This window comes from Nocardia seriolae NBRC 15557 (assembly GCF_007990715.1).
Taxonomy (GTDB): domain Bacteria; phylum Actinomycetota; class Actinomycetes; order Mycobacteriales; family Mycobacteriaceae; genus Nocardia; species Nocardia seriolae.
This window is the reverse complement of sequence record NZ_BJWY01000020.1, coordinates 1-15,564: the sequence shown is the minus strand read 5'-3', so window position 1 is coordinate 15,564 and position 15,564 is coordinate 1. Positions and strand designations below refer to the sequence as shown.

Genomic DNA, 15,564 nt, shown 5'->3' with positions numbered 1-15,564 from the left:
AGGTATCTCGCGCAAGACCTTTTTCCGAATGCGGTGGCGACCCGCGTGCGAATCTCGGTCCTGAAATCAGGGTTTCATCTATTTCGCGGCCGGATCGGTGTCGAGGCGAGCGTGTTCGCGCGGGGCCGCCACCTTCGAGTGTATGGAAGTATCGGTACCGGGCTCGGCGCATATAGTTGGGACCGAACGCACAGAGACCGAGGCGAAAGCGGGGATGTTGGTGACTTCGACTGACGGTGTGAGCGGGGTAAGTACGGTGAAGGATGCGCCGGCCTCGCCTTCGAACACCCTCGAGCGCGATGTCCAGACCCTTGAGAAGGCGATCTACGAAGTCAAACGGGTGATCGTCGGTCAGGATCGTCTGGTCGAGCGGCTGTTGGTCGGGGTTCTCGCCAAGGGGCATGTACTGCTGGAAGGTGTGCCGGGCATCGCCAAGACCCTGGCCGTCGAGACCTTCGCGAAGGTGGTGGGCGGCAGCTTCTCCCGCGTCCAGTTCACCCCGGACCTGGTGCCCACCGACCTCGTCGGTACCCGCATCTACCGCCAGGGCCGCGAGGAGTTCGACACCGAGCTGGGCCCGGTGGTCGCGAACTTCGTGCTCGCCGACGAGATCAACCGCGCGCCCGCCAAGGTGCAGTCCGCGCTGCTCGAGGTGATGGCCGAGCGGCACGTGTCCATCGGCGGCAAGACCTACCCGATGCCGAATCCGTTCCTGGTCATGGCGACCCAGAACCCGATCGAGTCCGAGGGCGTGTACCCGCTGCCCGAGGCGCAGCGTGACCGCTTCCTGTTCAAGGTCATGGTGGACTACCCCTCGGTCGAGGAGGAGCGCGAGATCATCTACCGGATGGGTGTCACCCCGCCGGAGGCCAAGCGCATCCTGGACCCGGAGGAACTGGTCCGCCTGCAGAACGTGGCCGCCAATACCTTCGTGCACCACGCCCTGGTCGACTACGTGGTCCGGGTGATCGCCGCGACCCGCAAGCCCGCCGACTTCGGCATGCGGGACGTGGCCGGCTGGATCTCCTACGGTGCCTCCCCGCGTGCCTCGCTCGGCATCATCGCCGCCGCCCGCGCGGTCGCGCTGATCCGCGGTCGCGACTACGTGGTCCCGCAGGACGTGGTCGAGGTGATCCCGGATGTGCTGCGCCACCGCCTGGTGCTGTCCTACGACGCCCTGGCCGACGAGGTCAGCCCCGACGACGTGATCAAGCGCGTGCTCCAGACCGTGGGCCTGCCGCAGGTCGCCGCCCAGGCCAACGCGCCCGCCGGTGCCGCCGCGCCGATCCCCGCCCCGGCCCAGCCGCCGGTGATGGGCCCGCACGGCGGCCAGCCGAATATGGCCCCGGTGGGCGGAGTTCCGCAGCCCGGTGTCCCGCAGCCGCCCAACGGCCAGCTGCCCGGCGTCCCCGGTCAGCCCCAGACCAAGTAGGCGGCCACGGAATCGATTGCGCCCGTGACCATCTCACCCCCCAGCGGCTCCACGCAGTCCCCGCCCTCGTTCCGGCAGGGGCAGCTGACCGACCCGCGGTTGTCGGCGGCGTTGAAGACGCTCGAACTCACCGTGCGCCGACGCCTGGACGGCGTGCTGCACGGTGACCACCTGGGCCTGATCCCCGGCCCCGGCTCCGAACCCGGCGACGCCCGCATGTACCAGCCGGGCGACGATGTGCGCCAGATGGATTGGTCGGTCACCGCCCGCACCACCCACCCGCATGTCCGGCAGATGATCGCCTATCGGGAACTCGAGACCTGGCTGGTCATCGACCTGTCGGCGAGCCTGGACTTCGGAACCGCGCTGTGCGAGAAGCGGGATCTGGTGGTCGCCGCGGCGGCCGCGGTCACGCATCTGACCAGCGGCGGCGGCAACCGGATCGGCGCGGTGGTGGCCAATGGCCAGCAGCTCATCCGCATTCCGGCCCGCAGCGGCCGCGTGCACGAGCAGTCCATGCTGCGCAAGATCGCGACCACCCCGCACGCGCCCGACGGGGTGCGCGGAGATCTGCGCGAGGCCATCGAGGCCCTGCGCCGCCCGCAGCGCAAACGCGGTCTGGCCGTGGTCATTTCCGACTTCCTCGGCGATATCGACTGGCAGCGTTCGCTGCGCGCCATCTCCGGCCGCCACGATCTGCTCGGCATCGAGATCCTGGATCCGCGCGATCTGGAACTGCCCGATGTCGGCGATGTGGTCCTGCACGATCCCGAGACGGGCCGGACCCGTGAGTTCAGTGTGACCCCCACGCTCCGCGCCGATTTCGCGCGTGCGGCGCAGCACCATCGCGATCAGGTCGAGGGTGCGTTGCGCAGCTGCGGTGCGCCGGTGATGACCCTGCGCACCGATCGGGACTGGATCGCGGACGTGGTCCGATTCGTGTCCACCCGGCGCCACACCTTCGGTGCCCCGAATGCCGGACGGGTGCCGCGGCAGTGACAATTGGCGATTTGACCTTCAGCCTTTCGAATTTCACGCACGAAGCGTGGCTGGCCTTCCTGGCCGTGATAGCCCTGGCGGCGCTGATCTACATCCTCATGCAGCAGCGGCGGCGCAGGCATGTGCTGCGCTTCTCCAATATGGAGCTGCTGGAGAAGGTGGCCCCGCGCCGGCCCCGCGCCTGGCGGCATGTGCCGGTGGCGATCACGCTGGTGGGCCTGATCTTCCTGACCTTCGCCGCCGCGGGCCCGACCGCGGCCAAGAAGGTGCCCCGCAACCGGGCCACGGTGATCCTGGTGATCGACGTGTCGCTGTCGATGAAGGCCACCGACGTGCCGCCCAGCCGAATCGAGGTGGCGCAGAAGGCCGCCAAGGAGTTCGCGGACAATCTGACGCCCGGTATCAACCTGGGTCTGGTCACCTTCGCGGGCACCGCGGCGGTGCAGGTCTCGCCGACCACCAACCGGGAAGCGGTGAAGGCGGCCATCGACCACATGAACCTGGCCGAGCGCACCGCCACCGGTGAGGGCATTCTGACCGCGCTGCAATCCATCGACACCCTGGCCTCGGTGCTGGGCGGCGCGGAGAAGCCGCCGCCGGCCCAGATCGTGCTCATGTCCGACGGCAAGCAGACCGTGCCCGACGACAAGGACACCGAGAATCCGCGCCACGGCTTCACCGCCGCCCGCCTGGCGAAGGAGAAAGGCATTCCGGTGTCGACGATTTCGTTCGGCACCACCTGGGGCACCGTCGAGATCCCGGACACCGAGGGCAAGGGCGCCCAGCGCGTGCGCGTCCCCGTCGACGACGACTCGCTGCGCGAGATCGCGAAACTGTCCGGCGGCGAGTTCTTCACCGCTTCCACGCTGGAGGAACTCAAGAACGTCTACGGCCACCTGGAAGAGCAGATCGGCTACGAGCGCACCATTGCCGACGCGAGCCGGCCGTGGGTGCTGGTGGGTTTGCTGGTGACCGCCGCGGGTTTGATCGCCGCGCTGCTCTATCGTCAGCGACTGCCGTAATTCGGTACCGCGCGCCGACTCCCGAACACGAACAGATAGGTTTGCCCTTATGTCGAACATCACATCCCGGTCGGTATTGGTAACCGGCGGTAACCGCGGCATCGGTCTCGCGGTCGCCCAGCGCCTGCTCGCCGACGGACACAAGGTCGCCGTGACCCATCGCGGCTCGGGGGTGCCGGAGGGTCTCTTCGGCGTGAAATGCGATGTGACCGACAGCGAGTCGGTCGATCGCGCGTTCACCGAGGTGGAGGCGCACCAGGGTCCGGTCGAGGTGGTCGTGGCCAATGCGGGCATCGTGGACAACGTCCTGTTCATGCGCATGAGCGAGGAATCGTTCACGAAGGTCATCGACGCCAACCTGACCGGTGCGTGGCGGGTCGCCCAGCGCGCCAATCGGAACATGCTCAAGAACCGCTTCGGCCGCATCGTCTTCCTCGGCTCGGTGGTCGGTCAGATGGGTTCGCCGGCGCAGGTCAGCTACGCGGCGTCCAAGTCCGGTCTGATCGGTATGGCGCGCGCCATCACCCGCGAGGTCGGCAAGCGCAACATCACCGCGAACGTGGTCGCGCCCGGCCTCATCGACACCGACATGACCCGCGAGGACATGACCGAGGAGATGCGCAAGAACGTGCTCGACTTCATCCCGGCCGGCCGTATGGGCCAGGTCGAGGATGTCGCGGCCGCGATCAGCTTCCTCGTCTCCGACGACGCTTCCTACATCTCCGGCGCGATCATCCCGGTCGACGGCGGTATGGGCATGGGCCACTGAGCATCTCGCTCAGGTCCGACCCGTACCCTCAGCCCCCAAGCACCTAATCGAACGAGGAGAACCGACCACCCCATGGCTGGATTGCTCGACGGCAAAACCGTCCTCATCACCGGCATCATCACCGACTCGTCCATCGCCTTCCACGCGGCCGCGGTCGCGCAGGAGCAGGGCGCGAAGGTCATCATCACCGGTATCCCGGAGCGCCTGCGGCTCATCGACCGCATCGCCAAGCGCCTGCCGCAGGAGGTCCCCCCGGCCATCGGCCTGGACGTGACCAATGAGGAGAACCTGGCCGAGCTGGCCGACAAGGTCCGCGAGCTGGCGCCCGAGGGCGTCGACGGCGTGCTGCACTCCATCGCGTTCGCGCCGCGCACCCTGATGGGCCCGGAGGCCATGCCGTTCCTGGACGGCCCGGGTCCCGACGCCGCCAAGGCCTTCGAGATCTCGGCGTGGTCCTACGCCTCGCTGGCCCGCGCGGTGCTGCCGGTCATGAACGAGGGCGGCTCCATCGTGGGCATGGACTTCGACCCGCGCACCGCCATGCCGTACTACAACTGGATGGGTGTGGCCAAGGCCGCGCTCGAGTCGGTGAACCGGTACGTGGCGCGGGAGGTGGGCGAGGCCAAGAAGATTCGCTCCAACCTGATCGCGGCGGGTCCGATCAAGACCCTGGCCGCCAAGGCCATCGCGGGCACCGCCACCGATGACGCCAAGCAGCTGAACATGCTCAACACCTACTGGGACGGCGCGTCCCCGATCGGCTGGGACGTCGACGACCCGACCGTGGTCGCCAAGTCCGTGGTGACGCTGCTCTCGGATTGGCTGCCGGGCACCACCGGTTCGATCATCTACGTCGACGGCGGCGCCTCGCACAACACCTGGTTCCCCGCGGACGGCTTCGGCGCCAACTGATCCGGGTAGTTTTCGAGTTCTGAGGAGGAGAGCGGTGGCAGCGGAGCCCGCGGCTCATCGAGTGGACGCCCTGCTACTGCTGTCCTTCGGCGGTCCCGAACGCCCCGAGGACGTGATGCCGTTCCTGGAGAACGTCACTCGCGGCCGGGGCATCCCGCCCGAGCGGCTCGCCGAGGTCGCGCAGCACTATCTGCACTTCGGCGGGGTGTCGCCGATCAATGCGCTCAATCTCGACATCATCAAGGCCGTCGAGGCCGAATTCGCCGCGCGCGGAATCGAGCTGCCGGTGTACTTCGGCAACCGCAATTGGCATCCGATGGTCGAGGACACCGTCGAACGCATGCGGGCCGACGGCATCGGGTCCGCGCTGGTGTTCCCGACCTCGGCGTGGGGCGGGTACTCCGGGTGCCTGCAGTATCACGAGGACATCGTGCGCGCGCGGGCCGCGGTCGCCGACGCGCCCGAATTGGTGAAGCTGCGCCAGTATTTCGACCATCCGCTGTTCATCGGGGCGTTCGCGGACAATATTCGCGCCGCGGTCGCCGAACTGCCCGCCGACAAACGGGATTCCGCGCGGCTGGTCTTCACCGCCCACTCCATCCCGGTCTCGGCCGACGTGGCCTCGGGCCCGCCCACCGAACAGCACCTCTACAGTCGTCAGGTGGCCGAGGCGGCCCGCTTGTGCGCCGCCGCAACCGGATTCGACGACTACGACCTGGTCTGGCAGTCGCGTTCGGGCCCGCCGCAGATCCCGTGGCTGGATCCCGACATCGTCGATCACCTCGACGCCCTCGCCGAGCGGGGTGTCGAGTCGGTCGTGGTGTGCCCCGTCGGCTTCGTCTCCGACCACCTCGAGGTCATCTGGGACCTGGACAACGAGGCGAAAGATCGTGCCGCCGAACTGGGTATGGCCTTCGCCCGCGCCGCCACCCCCGGTCCCGACCCGAGGTTCGCGCAGCTGGTAGCCGACCTGGTCGACGAATACCGTTATGCCGCAACCCCGGTGCGCCTGAGCGACATGACCCCCCTCGGCTGCACCGTCAACGGCGCGCCGTGCGCGGTCGGCTGCTGTGCCCTGCCGCCGCGCCGCCCCGAAATGGCGCGATCGACGAGCGAATTGTAGTCTCGCCCAGGTGACTACCCCCGGACGCGCCACCCAGCAACGCCGCCAGCCCGCCGCCACCGCGGCCCGCAAGCGCACCTTCGGCCCCCCGGACATGTTCGTCTGGGCTCCGGTCCTGACGCTGTTCCTCACCGCCGGAATCGTCGGCACCATCGGCCAATCGCTGCTTTTCGCCGCGATCTTCGTCGCGGTCGCGGTGGTCATGGTCGTCGCCGACATGTGGTTCAACCGCTGACTGTTTCGCAGGGTCGGGGTGCAATCCGGGCGGTCGGAACCACCGGATAGCATCGCGGGACACGTTCGATAGAGGGGAGAGTTCGTGTCCGAACCCACGCCCGGCCGGCAGCCGAATCCCATTGATTCGCAGCAGGTCGCGCCCGCGTCCCAGCCGATTCCACCGGAGGCGAAACCGATTCCGAACGGTGCGTCTCCGGTGCCCGCGGGGTCGCCGTATCACCCGCAGCCCGGCTCGGCGCCCTATCAATCGCCGCAGCCGAGCGCATCCGGACGATCGATCGTTCCACTGGTGATCGCGTGTGTCCTCGCGATCCTCGGCATCGCCGGGACCGTGACCGGTTTCGTTCTCGACTCGGGCGAACACAGCAGCCTCGCCGATGAGCGCGCGACCACCGACCAACTGCGCCAACAGGTTTCGAACGCGGGGGCCACCGCGGACGCCCGGCGGGCGGCGGCGCAGCAGGCCGTGTGTGATTTCGTGACGCTGGTGACCACCTACACTCCCTCGACGATCGATCAGTACGTCGGGAACGTGCTGAACGCGTCGACCGGCGGGTTCCACAAGGAGTGGGCGGACAGCAGTGACGGGTTGCGCGACGTCATGAAGGCGAATCACGCCACCAGCAAGGCGGCCCAGATCCATTGTGGCCTGGCATCACTGCAGGGACTCGTCGCGACCGTCGTGGTCGCCGTCAAGCAGGAGCAGTCGAACGACCTCAAGCCGGGCGGATCCACGGTGGTCCTGCCCATGATGGTCACCGCCGAGCAGCAGAGCGACGGTCGCTGGCTGGTCAGCGAAATGACGGCGGTGTCGTGATCGGCCCTCACTTGAGGACGTTCACCGCGCGGGCGATGACCAGGCTGACCGTGATGAGCGAGACCGCCGATTGCACCATCATCAGCGTCTTGGCCCAGCGGGACATGGGCATGACGTCGGTGGGGCTGAATGCCGTTGCGTTGGTGAAGGACAAATAGAGGTAGTCGGGGAACTCCGGTTCCCATTCGGGGTCGGTGAGGCCCGGGTTCTGCATCTGCACCCAGAGGAAATCCGGGTAGGGCTTGCGGGCGTGGGCTCGGGCGGCCGGGCCGCCGCGGTCGAATTCCCAGTACCAGAGCGCGAATACCAGCACATTGGACAGCCAGATCGCGCCGCCGGAACTGAGCAGGCCCGCCGCGTTATTGCTGACCTGACCGTCCACCAGGCCCACGACCAGGTGGTACACCGACCACACCAGCGCGAACCCGAGCACCGCCATGAGCAGCAGGCTGAACCGGCGCAGCCAGATCTCCTCGCGGTCGAGCCGGACCGGGCTGGCGGCCACCATCATGACCAGCAGCAGCAAGCCGATTCCGGGGACCAGCCAGCGCGGTCCGGCGATGTACTGCTGGGGCAGGTAGAACTGCACGATCAGAATTCCGATGATCGCCGCCGTGGCCGCCCACCGTGATTCCCCGGCGGTGCGCCGCGCCCAGGCGGGGACCTGATCGTCGCTGGTGTCGTTGTCGGCCGCGCTCACGCAGGTGAGTATGCTCGGCTCGGCGCGTCCGGCCGGGGAACGACGCAGCGCGGGCCATGGTGCCCGGGGCCAATGGTGACGGAAGTATGACGCGGGGTTGAGACCGGACTTTCCGACGGGCAGGGTGGGTTGTAGCTGAGGCCGATAAAGGAGGTCAAGTGACACGGGAGTACAACCGGAATCCGGCGGCCGTGGCCGCACTGTCGCCTGAGCAGTACCACGTCACCCAGGAGAACGGGACCGAGCGCGCGTTCACGGGCGAGTACTGGGACAACCACGAGCCCGGTATCTACGTGGACGTGGTGTCGGGGGAGCCGTTGTTCGCTTCGGTGGACAAGTTCGAGAGCGGATCGGGGTGGCCGAGCTTCACCAAGCCGATCGACAGCTCGAACGTGACCGAGAAGCGGGACATGAGCCACTTCATGATCCGCACCGAGGTGCGCTCGTTCCACGGCAACAGCCATCTGGGGCACGTGTTCACCGACGGTCCGCGCGATGCGGGCGGGCTGCGCTACTGCATCAATTCGGCGTCGCTGCGGTTCATTCACCTCGATGATCTCGAGGCACAGGGTTACGGACAGTACAGGTCTCTGTTCACGAAGGAGGAAGCGTGACCGACACAAGCGCGGGGAGGCGGAGCGGGAAGGCGATTCTGGCCGGCGGGTGTTTCTGGGGCATGCAGGATCTGATCCGGCGGCAGCCGGGCGTCCTGTCGACCCGGGTGGGCTACACGGGCGGGCGCAACGACCACCCGACCTACCGCAATCACCCCGGACATGCCGAGGCCGTCGAGATCGTCTACGACCCGGCGCAGACGGATTACCGTGCGCTGCTGGAGTTCTTCTTCCAGATCCACGATCCGAGCACCAAGGACCGGCAGGGCAACGACGTCGGGACCAGCTACCGCTCGGCCATCTTCTACCTGGATGACGAGCAGAAGCGGGTCGCCGAGGACACCATCGCCGACGTCGACGCGTCGGGCCTGTGGCCGGGCAAGGTGGTCACCGAGGTGACCCCGGCGAGCGCGTTCTGGGATGCCCAGCCGGAGCATCAGGACTACCTGCTGCGCTACCCGGAGGGCTACACCTGCCACTTCCCGCGCCCGGGCTGGAAGCTGCCCAAGCGTCAGGCCACGGCGTAGCTCGAGTGGGCCTCATCGGGGTGGATCCCCGGTGAGGCCCTGCTGCGCCGGTTCGGTCGCAGCGGTTGCACTGCTCGATTACCGTTGGGGCCATGGGACTTTCGGCGGCCGAAGTGTTCGATGGCCTGGGCAAGGACTACGAGCAGGCGTTCGCGGGCCTGGCCGCGCAGCGGGAGGAGGTCGAATGGCTGCTCACCGAGTTGCCGGACGCGGCGAACGTGCTCGATGTCGGTTGCGGGACCGGTCGGCCGACCGCGGAAATGCTGGTGGCCGCCGGGCACGACGTGACCGGCTGTGATGTCTCGCCGCGAATGATCGAGATCGCCCGCGCCCAGGTGCCGGGAGCGCGATTCGAGGTCGCGGACCTGCGAACGCTGACCTATCCGCCCGGAACCTGGGACGCGGTGGTGGCGTTCTTCCCCCTGCTGCAGCTCACGCGCGCCGAAATCGTTGCCGCACTGGAAAAATTCGCGCGGTGGCTGAAGCCGGACGGCATCTTCCTGTTCGCCACCGTGCCCGCCGACATCGAGGGCCTCGACATCGAATTCATGGGCAAGGCGGTCACCGTCAGCAGCTACCCGGCGGAAGAATTCCCACGTCTGCTGGGCGGTGCGGGCTTGGCTGTCGTGCGCGAACGGGTGGTGGAATTCCTTCCCGACCACCCGTCGGCGATCCCGGAACACGACCTGTTCCTCGCCGCCCGGCGCTCCCGCGGCTAGCGGCGCCAGTCAGCTGCTCACGAGGCCACGCGCGATGACCAGCCGCTGAATCTGGTTGGTGCCCTCGAAGATCTGGGTGATCTTGGCTTCGCGCATGTAGCGCTCGACGGGGAAGTCCTGGGTGTAGCCGTAGCCGCCGAAGACCTGGACGGCGTCGGTGGTGACCTTCATGGCGGCGTCGGTGGCGACGAGCTTGGCGACGCTGGCCTGGCGGGAGTAAGGGAGGCCGGCGTCGCGGCGGCGGGCGGCGTCGAGGTAGGTGGCGCGGGCGGAGTCGACGGCGGCGGCCATGTCGGCGAGGACGAAGCCCAGGCCCTGATGGTCGATGATGGCGCGGCCGAAGGCCTGGCGTTCCTTGGCATAGGCCACGGCGTCGTCGAGGGCGCGCTGGGCGATGCCGGTGGCCACGGCGGCGATGCCGAGGCGGCCGGAATCCAAGGCGCTGAAGGCGATCGGAAGGCCCTGCCCGGGCGCGCCGAGGAGGCGCTCGGCGGGCAGGAAGGCGTCGTCGTAGGCGGCGGAGGTGGTGGGGACCGCGCGCAGGCCCATCTTCTCCTCGGGCTTGCCGAACGACAGGCCCGCGGTGTCGGCGGGCACCAGGAAGCAGGAGATGCCGCGTGAGCCCTCGCCGGTGCGGGCGAACAGCGTGTAGTAATCGGCCTTGCCGCCGTTGGTGATCCACGCCTTGGTGCCGGTGATCCGGTACCCGCCCTCGGCCTCGACCGCGCGGCAGCGCAGCGCGGCGGCATCGGACCCGGCATGCGACTCCGACAGGCTGTAGGCTCCGATCAGATTGCCGGACAACATCTCCGGCAGCCACCGCTGCTTCTGCTCCTCGGTACCGTAGGCGAACAGCGGATGGCACGACAGGCTGTGCACGCTGACCGCCACCGCGACCGCCGCCCATCGCGCGCCGAGCTCCTCGAGCACCTGCAGATACACCTCGTAGGGCTGCCCGCCGCCGCCGAACTCTTCCGGATACGGCAGGCTCAGCAGCCCCGCCGCTCCCAGCGCCCGGAACGCCTCGGCCGGATAGCGCTCCTGCTTCTCGTACTCGACGACATTGGGCTCGAGCACCTTGTCCGCGATATCGCGGGTGAGCTCGAGCAGGTCGCGGGCTTCGACGGTGGGCAGCAGACGATCCACGGGCATGGCCGACACATTACGACCGACACCCAATTGCGTGCAAGGGTGCACGCAATATTGCTATAGTGACCAGGTGGTATCCGATCTGCCCCCGAACAAGCACCAGGAGAAGAGCCTCCGAACTCGGGCGCTGCTGCTGGACGCGGCCATCGACAGCCTGGCCGAGGTCGGATACGCGAGCGCGTCGATCGCCGACATCACCGCGCGGGCCGGAGTCACCCGCGGCGCGCAGCTGCATCACTTCCATACGCGGCAGGAGTTGTTCGCGCAGACCATCGAGCACCTGACGTTGCGGCAGCGCGAGGCGTTGCAGCGGCGGGAGCGGACGTTGCCGGGGGAGGCGTCGGCGGGGGAGGTGCTCGTCGAATTGGTGACCGCGCCGTTCGCGGGGAAGCTGGGCAAGGCCGCGGTCGAGTTGTACGTCGGCATCGCCAACGACCGGGCGCTGCGCCGGAATATGCTTCGCGTGCAACACGATCTGACCGTGGAGCTGCTCGATGCGTGCGGACGCCGCCTCGAGGTGCCCGCCGACCGCCTGGAATCCGCGTTCTGGCTCACCATCAACCTGGTGCGCGGCGCGACCCTCGACGAAATGGTGGGGCGGGATCGGTTGCGGCGCAGGCAGGTTCTCGCCGATTGGGCGCGGCTGGCCGACGGCCTGCTGACCTGAGTGAAACGCGAGCATTCAAGGTCGCGATAACGGACCGTTGAATGGTTCGTGCGTGCCCGGCAAGCTGGAGGAGGCCGGGCACACTCTCGGGGAGGGGCGCCGCAATGGCGATCAATCGGCGAAATCTGCTGCGCGCGGCCGGAGTCGGCGTCGGCCTGGCCGCCTTGGGTTCGGCGACCGGCTGTCTGCCGGACAAGCCCGCGGCGATACTGCCGGTGCAACAGCCTGCGGGACAGGTGGATTGGGCAGCGCTGCGTCAGCGCCTGGCCGGAACGCTGAACCTACCGTCCGATTCCGGATACCCGACGGCCAAACTGGCCTACAACCCGCTCTTCGACGGCAGGCAGCCCGCCGCGGTCGCGCAGTGCGCCAACGCTTCCGACGTGCAGGCATGCGTGAGCGCGGCCGCGAACGCGCGGATCCCGGTGGCGGCGCGCAGCGGCGGGCACAGCTATGGCGGGTACTCGACACCCGACAGCGGGCTGGTGGTGGATCTGGGCGGCATGACCGGCGTGGAGGTGAAACCGGACGGCACCGCGGTGATCGGCGCGGGCACCCGGCTCATGGACGTGTACACGGGTCTGGCCGCGGCAGGCCGCTGCCTCCCGGCCGGTTCGTGCCCGACCGTCGGCATCTCGGGCCTCACCCTGGGCGGAGGCATCGGCGTGCTGACCGGAAAGTACGGATTGACCTGTGACAACCTGATTTCGGCCCAGGTGGTCACCGCGGACGGGACGCTGCGCACGGCCTCCGCGACCTCCGAACCCGAGCTGTTCTGGGCACTGCGCGGCGGCGGTGGCGGCAACTTCGGCATCGTCACCTCGTTCACCTTCCGCACCGTCGCCGCACCCCAGTTGGCCGTCTTCCAGGTCCGCTTCCCGGCCGGGTCGCTGACCGAGGTGCTGGCCGCGTGGCAGACCTTCACCAAGTCGGCCCCCGACGAATTCTGGTCCACCCTCGGCATTTCCGCGGGCAGCCCGCCGACGTGCCGAATCAACGGCTGCTATGTCGGAACCGAGTCCGCCATGAACACTCTCCTCGACAAATTGGTCACAGCCACCAAGACCCAACCGGTCAACAGGTATTCGCTATCCAAGGATTACCTATCGGCGATGATGTATTTCGGCGGCTGCGCGAATTACTCGGTGCAGCAGTGCCGCCCGAATTGGAATGGCGGAGGAGTGCTCGGCGGGGAGTCGTTCACGGCGTCATCGCGAGTATTGACCAAGCCGCTGTCGGACCCGAGCAGATTGACCGCCCTGCTGACCGGTCGCGAAGGCATGGATATTCTGCTGGACAGTCTGTCCGGCGCGCCCGCTCGAATCGGCGCGAAGGACACGGCTTTTCCCTATCGCGGCGCACTGGCGACAGCGCAGATCTACGTGGGCGCCACCACGTCGGAGGCGCGCAACGCCGTGAACGAAGTGCGCGACGGGCTCGGGGAATTGACCGGAAACACGGCCTTCGTCAACTACATCGATCCCGGGCTGTCGAATTGGGCGAGCGCGTACTACGGCGACAATGCTGTGCGTCTGCGCGGTGTCGCCAAGCATTACGACCCCAACGGCGTATTCACCTTCGACCAGTCGGCGGTGAAGGTGTGAGCACTCAGAAGGAAGCGGGCATGCGGGCGTAGACGCCCGGATAACCTGCCTGGGCCGTCCCGCGCGCCCACGAAGTGATGCCGACCAGTTTCCCGTCGACGAGCAATGGCCCGCCACTGTCGAATTCGCCGGTATCGGCCGTGGTGGAGCCTGCGCACGCCATCTCGGAGGCGTCGAAGGTCCCCGGATAGGCGGCGGCACAGTCGGCGTCGGAGACCATCGGGACGGTGGCGCGGCGCAGGACGGTGTTGGCGGAGTCGCCGTCGGCGGTGCCGCCCCAGCCGAGCACGACACCACTGCCGTCCGCGGGCACCGTGAAACTGCGGTTCGGCCGCGCGGCGAGCTGCACGGTCGGGCGCTGTTGCGGGTGCGCGAGGGTCAGGATGGCGAGGTCGTGGTGGTAGACGTCGACGCCGTCGACCGTGTCGGTGCGGAAGTCCGGGTGCAGGCGAACATTGGTGACCGCCACGGTGGTTCCGTCGTGCGCGGTGAGGTCGCCGCGGTCGAAGATGACGGTGAGCGCCTGCGGCAGCAGTTGCGCCAGTTGCACGCAGTGCGCGGCGGTCAGCACCTGGTCGGGTGCGATGAGCTCGCCGCCGCAGAACTGCCCGGAAGCCCGGGGGAAGAACAGTGGGGTGCCGACCGTGGCCAGCCACGGATAGTCGCCGGTGGTGGTTTCGGTGCCGCCGACCACGGCATGGGCGGGGACGGAGGCCGGGACAGTGCAGCCGATGAGCGCCGCGGCGAGCACCGCGACCCGGCGGGAGAACGACATCGGGCCCTTCAAACAGAGACCGCCGGCTTTCGATGCCCGGATGTGTCGTACCCCGCGGGTACGGTCGCGGTCATGACGTCCTGGACCGAGTTCGCCACCGCCGCACCCCGTATCTCGACCATCTTCACCCGCCGTCATGCCGCCACCGGCAACCTGTGCATGCTGGCCACCCTGCGCAAGGATGGCTTTCCGCGCATCAGCCCGCTCGAACCGCGCCTTTTCGAGGGTGAGCTGTGGCTGGTCGGCATGCCCGGCACCACGAAGTTCGCCGATCTGGCCCGCGACCCGCGTTTCTGCCTGCACACCGCGACCGTGGACACCCAGGTCAGCGATGGCGACGTGAAACTGTTCGGAACCGTGCGCGATGTGCAGGATCTCGAGGTGCAGCGCCGTTTCGCCGAAGATCTGTTCGCCGAGAGCGGTTTCGACCTACGCGGCCGCAAGTTCGAACCGTTCTACGCGGCCGAGCTGACCGGCGCGTCCTCGGTCGAAATCGTGGACGGGCGTTTGGAAGTGACGATCTGGAAGCCCGGCCAGGCCGAGCGCGTGGTCGAGGTGTCGGATTCATCGGAGCCCGCGACGACATAACGTGCAAACATGCATTGAGTGCAAACAGGCGGACCATGCCTGTGTGCACGACATGCCGAACAAGGCGGTGTTTCAACAGTTTTCGAGGTGAGGTGGGATTTCGATGACGGATATCCACCCGCCGCAAGGCTATCGGGAGCGGCCTTCGGCCATCGGTGACGCAGTGCTCTGGACGCGGAAGGGCGTGTCGGACACCGACCTCCCGGTACTGCCGGACGGCAGCATGGACCTGCTGTGGATGAACGGCCGCCTCTCGATCGCCGGACCCGACACCCGCGCCTACCGCCCACCGTCCGGATTCGCCACCCGCATAACGGGCATCCGCTTCTATCCCGGCACCGCCCCGAGTCTCCTCGGCATACCCGCTCACGAACTGCGCGACACCAGGATCGATCTCGCCGACCTGTGGCGAACGGCAGAACTCCGCCGCGCGAACGAACTGATCGCGACAGCGCCAACCCCGGCCATGGGTCTCGAAGCAATCGCACGCTGGCGTGCAACCGAATCCACCCCACCCGACCCGAAGTTGCGTTTCATCGTGGCGTCCCTCCAATCCGGTGCACCGGTGTCCTTCGCCGCCGCCGAATTGGGAACAGGCCCTCGGCAACTCCACCGAATGTCGCTGACCGCATTCGGTTACGGGCCGAAAACCCTGGGCCGCATCCTGCGCATGCAACGAGCACTCGCATTGGCCCGCGAGGGCACCGCACTGGCTGACGCCGCAGCCACTGTCGGCTATTCCGACCAGTCCCATTTGACTCGAGACATCCGAGAACTCTCTGGAATGTCACCAAGGCAATTGCTAACAAATGGAAATGCCGCCAAGTCTGAATAGCTTTGTATCACATGCCATTTCGGCTTCCATGTCAGTGTGATCGGCGGTAGAATTAGTGCATGGGTTCGAAGGCAA

Annotated in this window: 18 protein-coding genes; 15 read left to right on the top strand and 3 right to left on the bottom strand. The window is 67.7% G+C overall.

Annotated features, from left to right (window positions below):
• Positions 1 to 214 precede the first annotated feature (214 nt).
• The 8 genes from NS2_RS09285 to NS2_RS09250 all read left to right on the top strand — a co-directional run bounded on the left by NS2_RS09285 (position 215) and on the right by NS2_RS09250 (position 7,311).
• A complete protein-coding gene (locus NS2_RS09285) occupies positions 215 to 1,432 on the top strand; it encodes an AAA family ATPase (protein ID WP_052086221.1) in 1,218 nt (405 codons plus the stop codon).
• A 24-nt stretch (positions 1,433 to 1,456) separates the two neighbouring features.
• Entirely contained in the window at positions 1,457 to 2,431 is a 975-nt protein-coding gene (locus NS2_RS09280) for a DUF58 domain-containing protein (protein WP_096490589.1), read from the top strand.
• A gap of 11 nt (positions 2,432 to 2,442) precedes the next feature.
• Positions 2,443 to 3,453: a VWA domain-containing protein gene (locus NS2_RS09275; RefSeq protein ID WP_033087111.1), complete on the top strand. Its 1,011-nt coding sequence runs from the start codon at positions 2,443 to 2,445 to the stop codon at positions 3,451 to 3,453.
• Positions 3,454 to 3,502: 49 nt separating this feature from the next.
• Positions 3,503 to 4,222 (top strand): 3-oxoacyl-ACP reductase FabG1, encoded by a 720-nt coding sequence (gene fabG1 / locus NS2_RS09270; RefSeq protein ID WP_033087082.1) that lies wholly within the window; start codon positions 3,503 to 3,505, stop codon positions 4,220 to 4,222.
• Positions 4,223 to 4,294: 72 nt separating this feature from the next.
• The gene (gene inhA / locus NS2_RS09265) at positions 4,295 to 5,134 is read left to right on the top strand and encodes an NADH-dependent enoyl-ACP reductase InhA (protein WP_033087083.1); all 840 of its coding nucleotides are present in this window, start codon (positions 4,295 to 4,297) and stop codon (positions 5,132 to 5,134) included.
• Positions 5,135 to 5,249: 115 nt separating this feature from the next.
• A complete protein-coding gene (locus NS2_RS09260; RefSeq protein ID WP_230464464.1) occupies positions 5,250 to 6,257 on the top strand; it encodes a ferrochelatase in 1,008 nt (335 codons plus the stop codon).
• A gap of 10 nt (positions 6,258 to 6,267) precedes the next feature.
• A complete protein-coding gene (locus NS2_RS09255) occupies positions 6,268 to 6,492 on the top strand; it encodes a hypothetical protein (RefSeq protein ID WP_033087085.1) in 225 nt (74 codons plus the stop codon).
• Between the two features lie 84 nt (positions 6,493 to 6,576).
• Entirely contained in the window at positions 6,577 to 7,311 is a 735-nt protein-coding gene (locus NS2_RS09250) for a DUF3824 domain-containing protein (protein WP_033087086.1), read from the top strand.
• Positions 7,312 to 7,318: 7 nt separating this feature from the next.
• Here the strand turns inward: NS2_RS09250 and NS2_RS09245 are convergent, their stop codons facing one another.
• A complete protein-coding gene (locus NS2_RS09245) occupies positions 7,319 to 8,011 on the bottom strand; it encodes a DUF1345 domain-containing protein (RefSeq protein WP_033087087.1) in 693 nt (230 codons plus the stop codon).
• A 158-nt stretch (positions 8,012 to 8,169) separates the two neighbouring features.
• Here NS2_RS09245 and msrB point away from each other — a divergent pair, with 158 nt between their 5' ends.
• From msrB to NS2_RS09230, 3 genes are all read left to right on the top strand, one after another.
• A complete protein-coding gene (msrB, locus tag NS2_RS09240) occupies positions 8,170 to 8,625 on the top strand; it encodes a peptide-methionine (R)-S-oxide reductase MsrB (protein WP_033087088.1) in 456 nt (151 codons plus the stop codon).
• Positions 8,622 to 9,152 (top strand): peptide-methionine (S)-S-oxide reductase MsrA, encoded by a 531-nt coding sequence (gene msrA / locus NS2_RS09235; RefSeq protein ID WP_071811853.1) that lies wholly within the window; start codon positions 8,622 to 8,624, stop codon positions 9,150 to 9,152. Before msrB ends, msrA begins: the two co-directional genes overlap by 4 nt.
• 92 nt (positions 9,153 to 9,244) lie before the next feature.
• On the top strand, positions 9,245 to 9,871 hold the full coding sequence (locus tag NS2_RS09230; protein WP_033087089.1) for a class I SAM-dependent methyltransferase: 627 nt from the start codon (positions 9,245 to 9,247) through the stop codon (positions 9,869 to 9,871).
• 9 nt (positions 9,872 to 9,880) lie between these two features.
• Here NS2_RS09230 and NS2_RS09225 read toward each other — a convergent pair whose 3' ends face one another.
• Positions 9,881 to 11,023: an acyl-CoA dehydrogenase family protein gene (locus NS2_RS09225; protein ID WP_033087090.1), complete on the bottom strand. Its 1,143-nt coding sequence runs from the start codon at positions 11,021 to 11,023 to the stop codon at positions 9,881 to 9,883.
• A 67-nt stretch (positions 11,024 to 11,090) separates the two neighbouring features.
• On the opposite strand from NS2_RS09225, the gene NS2_RS09220 reads away from it, so the two are divergent.
• Positions 11,091 to 11,687 carry a TetR family transcriptional regulator gene (locus NS2_RS09220; protein WP_036549251.1) on the top strand — a complete coding sequence of 199 codons (597 nt, stop codon included), beginning with the start codon at positions 11,091 to 11,093 and terminating at the stop codon, positions 11,685 to 11,687.
• Positions 11,688 to 11,791: 104 nt separating this feature from the next.
• Positions 11,792 to 13,291, top strand: a complete 1,500-nt coding sequence (locus NS2_RS09215; protein WP_033087091.1) for an FAD-binding oxidoreductase — start codon at positions 11,792 to 11,794, stop codon at positions 13,289 to 13,291.
• Between the two features lie 4 nt (positions 13,292 to 13,295).
• On the opposite strand, the gene NS2_RS09210 is transcribed toward NS2_RS09215, so the two are convergent.
• Positions 13,296 to 14,066, bottom strand: coding sequence for a S1 family peptidase (locus NS2_RS09210; RefSeq protein WP_033087092.1), 771 nt, complete (start codon positions 14,064 to 14,066; stop codon positions 13,296 to 13,298).
• Positions 14,067 to 14,138: 72 nt separating this feature from the next.
• On the opposite strand from NS2_RS09210, the gene NS2_RS09205 reads away from it, so the two are divergent.
• Positions 14,139 to 14,654: a pyridoxamine 5'-phosphate oxidase family protein gene (locus NS2_RS09205; protein ID WP_033087114.1), complete on the top strand. Its 516-nt coding sequence runs from the start codon at positions 14,139 to 14,141 to the stop codon at positions 14,652 to 14,654.
• Between the two features lie 103 nt (positions 14,655 to 14,757).
• Complete coding sequence (locus NS2_RS09200; RefSeq protein WP_033087093.1) at positions 14,758 to 15,489, top strand: helix-turn-helix transcriptional regulator; 732 nt, start codon at positions 14,758 to 14,760, stop codon at positions 15,487 to 15,489.
• Positions 15,490 to 15,564: the final 75 nt, after the last annotated feature.

What these genes read in the sequence shown, in the direction of transcription:
- NS2_RS09225 (WP_033087090.1), bottom strand. Translation starts at nt 11,023, where the DNA reads ATGCCCGTGGATCGTCTGCTGCCCACCGTCGAAGCCCGCGACCTGCTC.
- NS2_RS09260 (WP_230464464.1), top strand. Translation starts at nt 5,250, where the DNA reads ATGCCGTTCCTGGAGAACGTCACTCGCGGCCGGGGCATCCCGCCCGAG.
- NS2_RS09205 (WP_033087114.1), top strand. Translation starts at nt 14,139, where the DNA reads ATGACGTCCTGGACCGAGTTCGCCACCGCCGCACCCCGTATCTCGACC.
- fabG1 (WP_033087082.1), top strand. Translation starts at nt 3,503, where the DNA reads ATGTCGAACATCACATCCCGGTCGGTATTGGTAACCGGCGGTAACCGC.
- NS2_RS09230 (WP_033087089.1), top strand. Translation starts at nt 9,245, where the DNA reads ATGGGACTTTCGGCGGCCGAAGTGTTCGATGGCCTGGGCAAGGACTAC.
- inhA (WP_033087083.1), top strand. Translation starts at nt 4,295, where the DNA reads ATGGCTGGATTGCTCGACGGCAAAACCGTCCTCATCACCGGCATCATC.
- NS2_RS09200 (WP_033087093.1), top strand. Translation starts at nt 14,758, where the DNA reads ATGACGGATATCCACCCGCCGCAAGGCTATCGGGAGCGGCCTTCGGCC.
- NS2_RS09215 (WP_033087091.1), top strand. Translation starts at nt 11,792, where the DNA reads ATGGCGATCAATCGGCGAAATCTGCTGCGCGCGGCCGGAGTCGGCGTC.
- NS2_RS09285 (WP_052086221.1), top strand. Translation starts at nt 215, where the DNA reads ATGTTGGTGACTTCGACTGACGGTGTGAGCGGGGTAAGTACGGTGAAG.
- NS2_RS09210 (WP_033087092.1), bottom strand. Translation starts at nt 14,066, where the DNA reads ATGTCGTTCTCCCGCCGGGTCGCGGTGCTCGCCGCGGCGCTCATCGGC.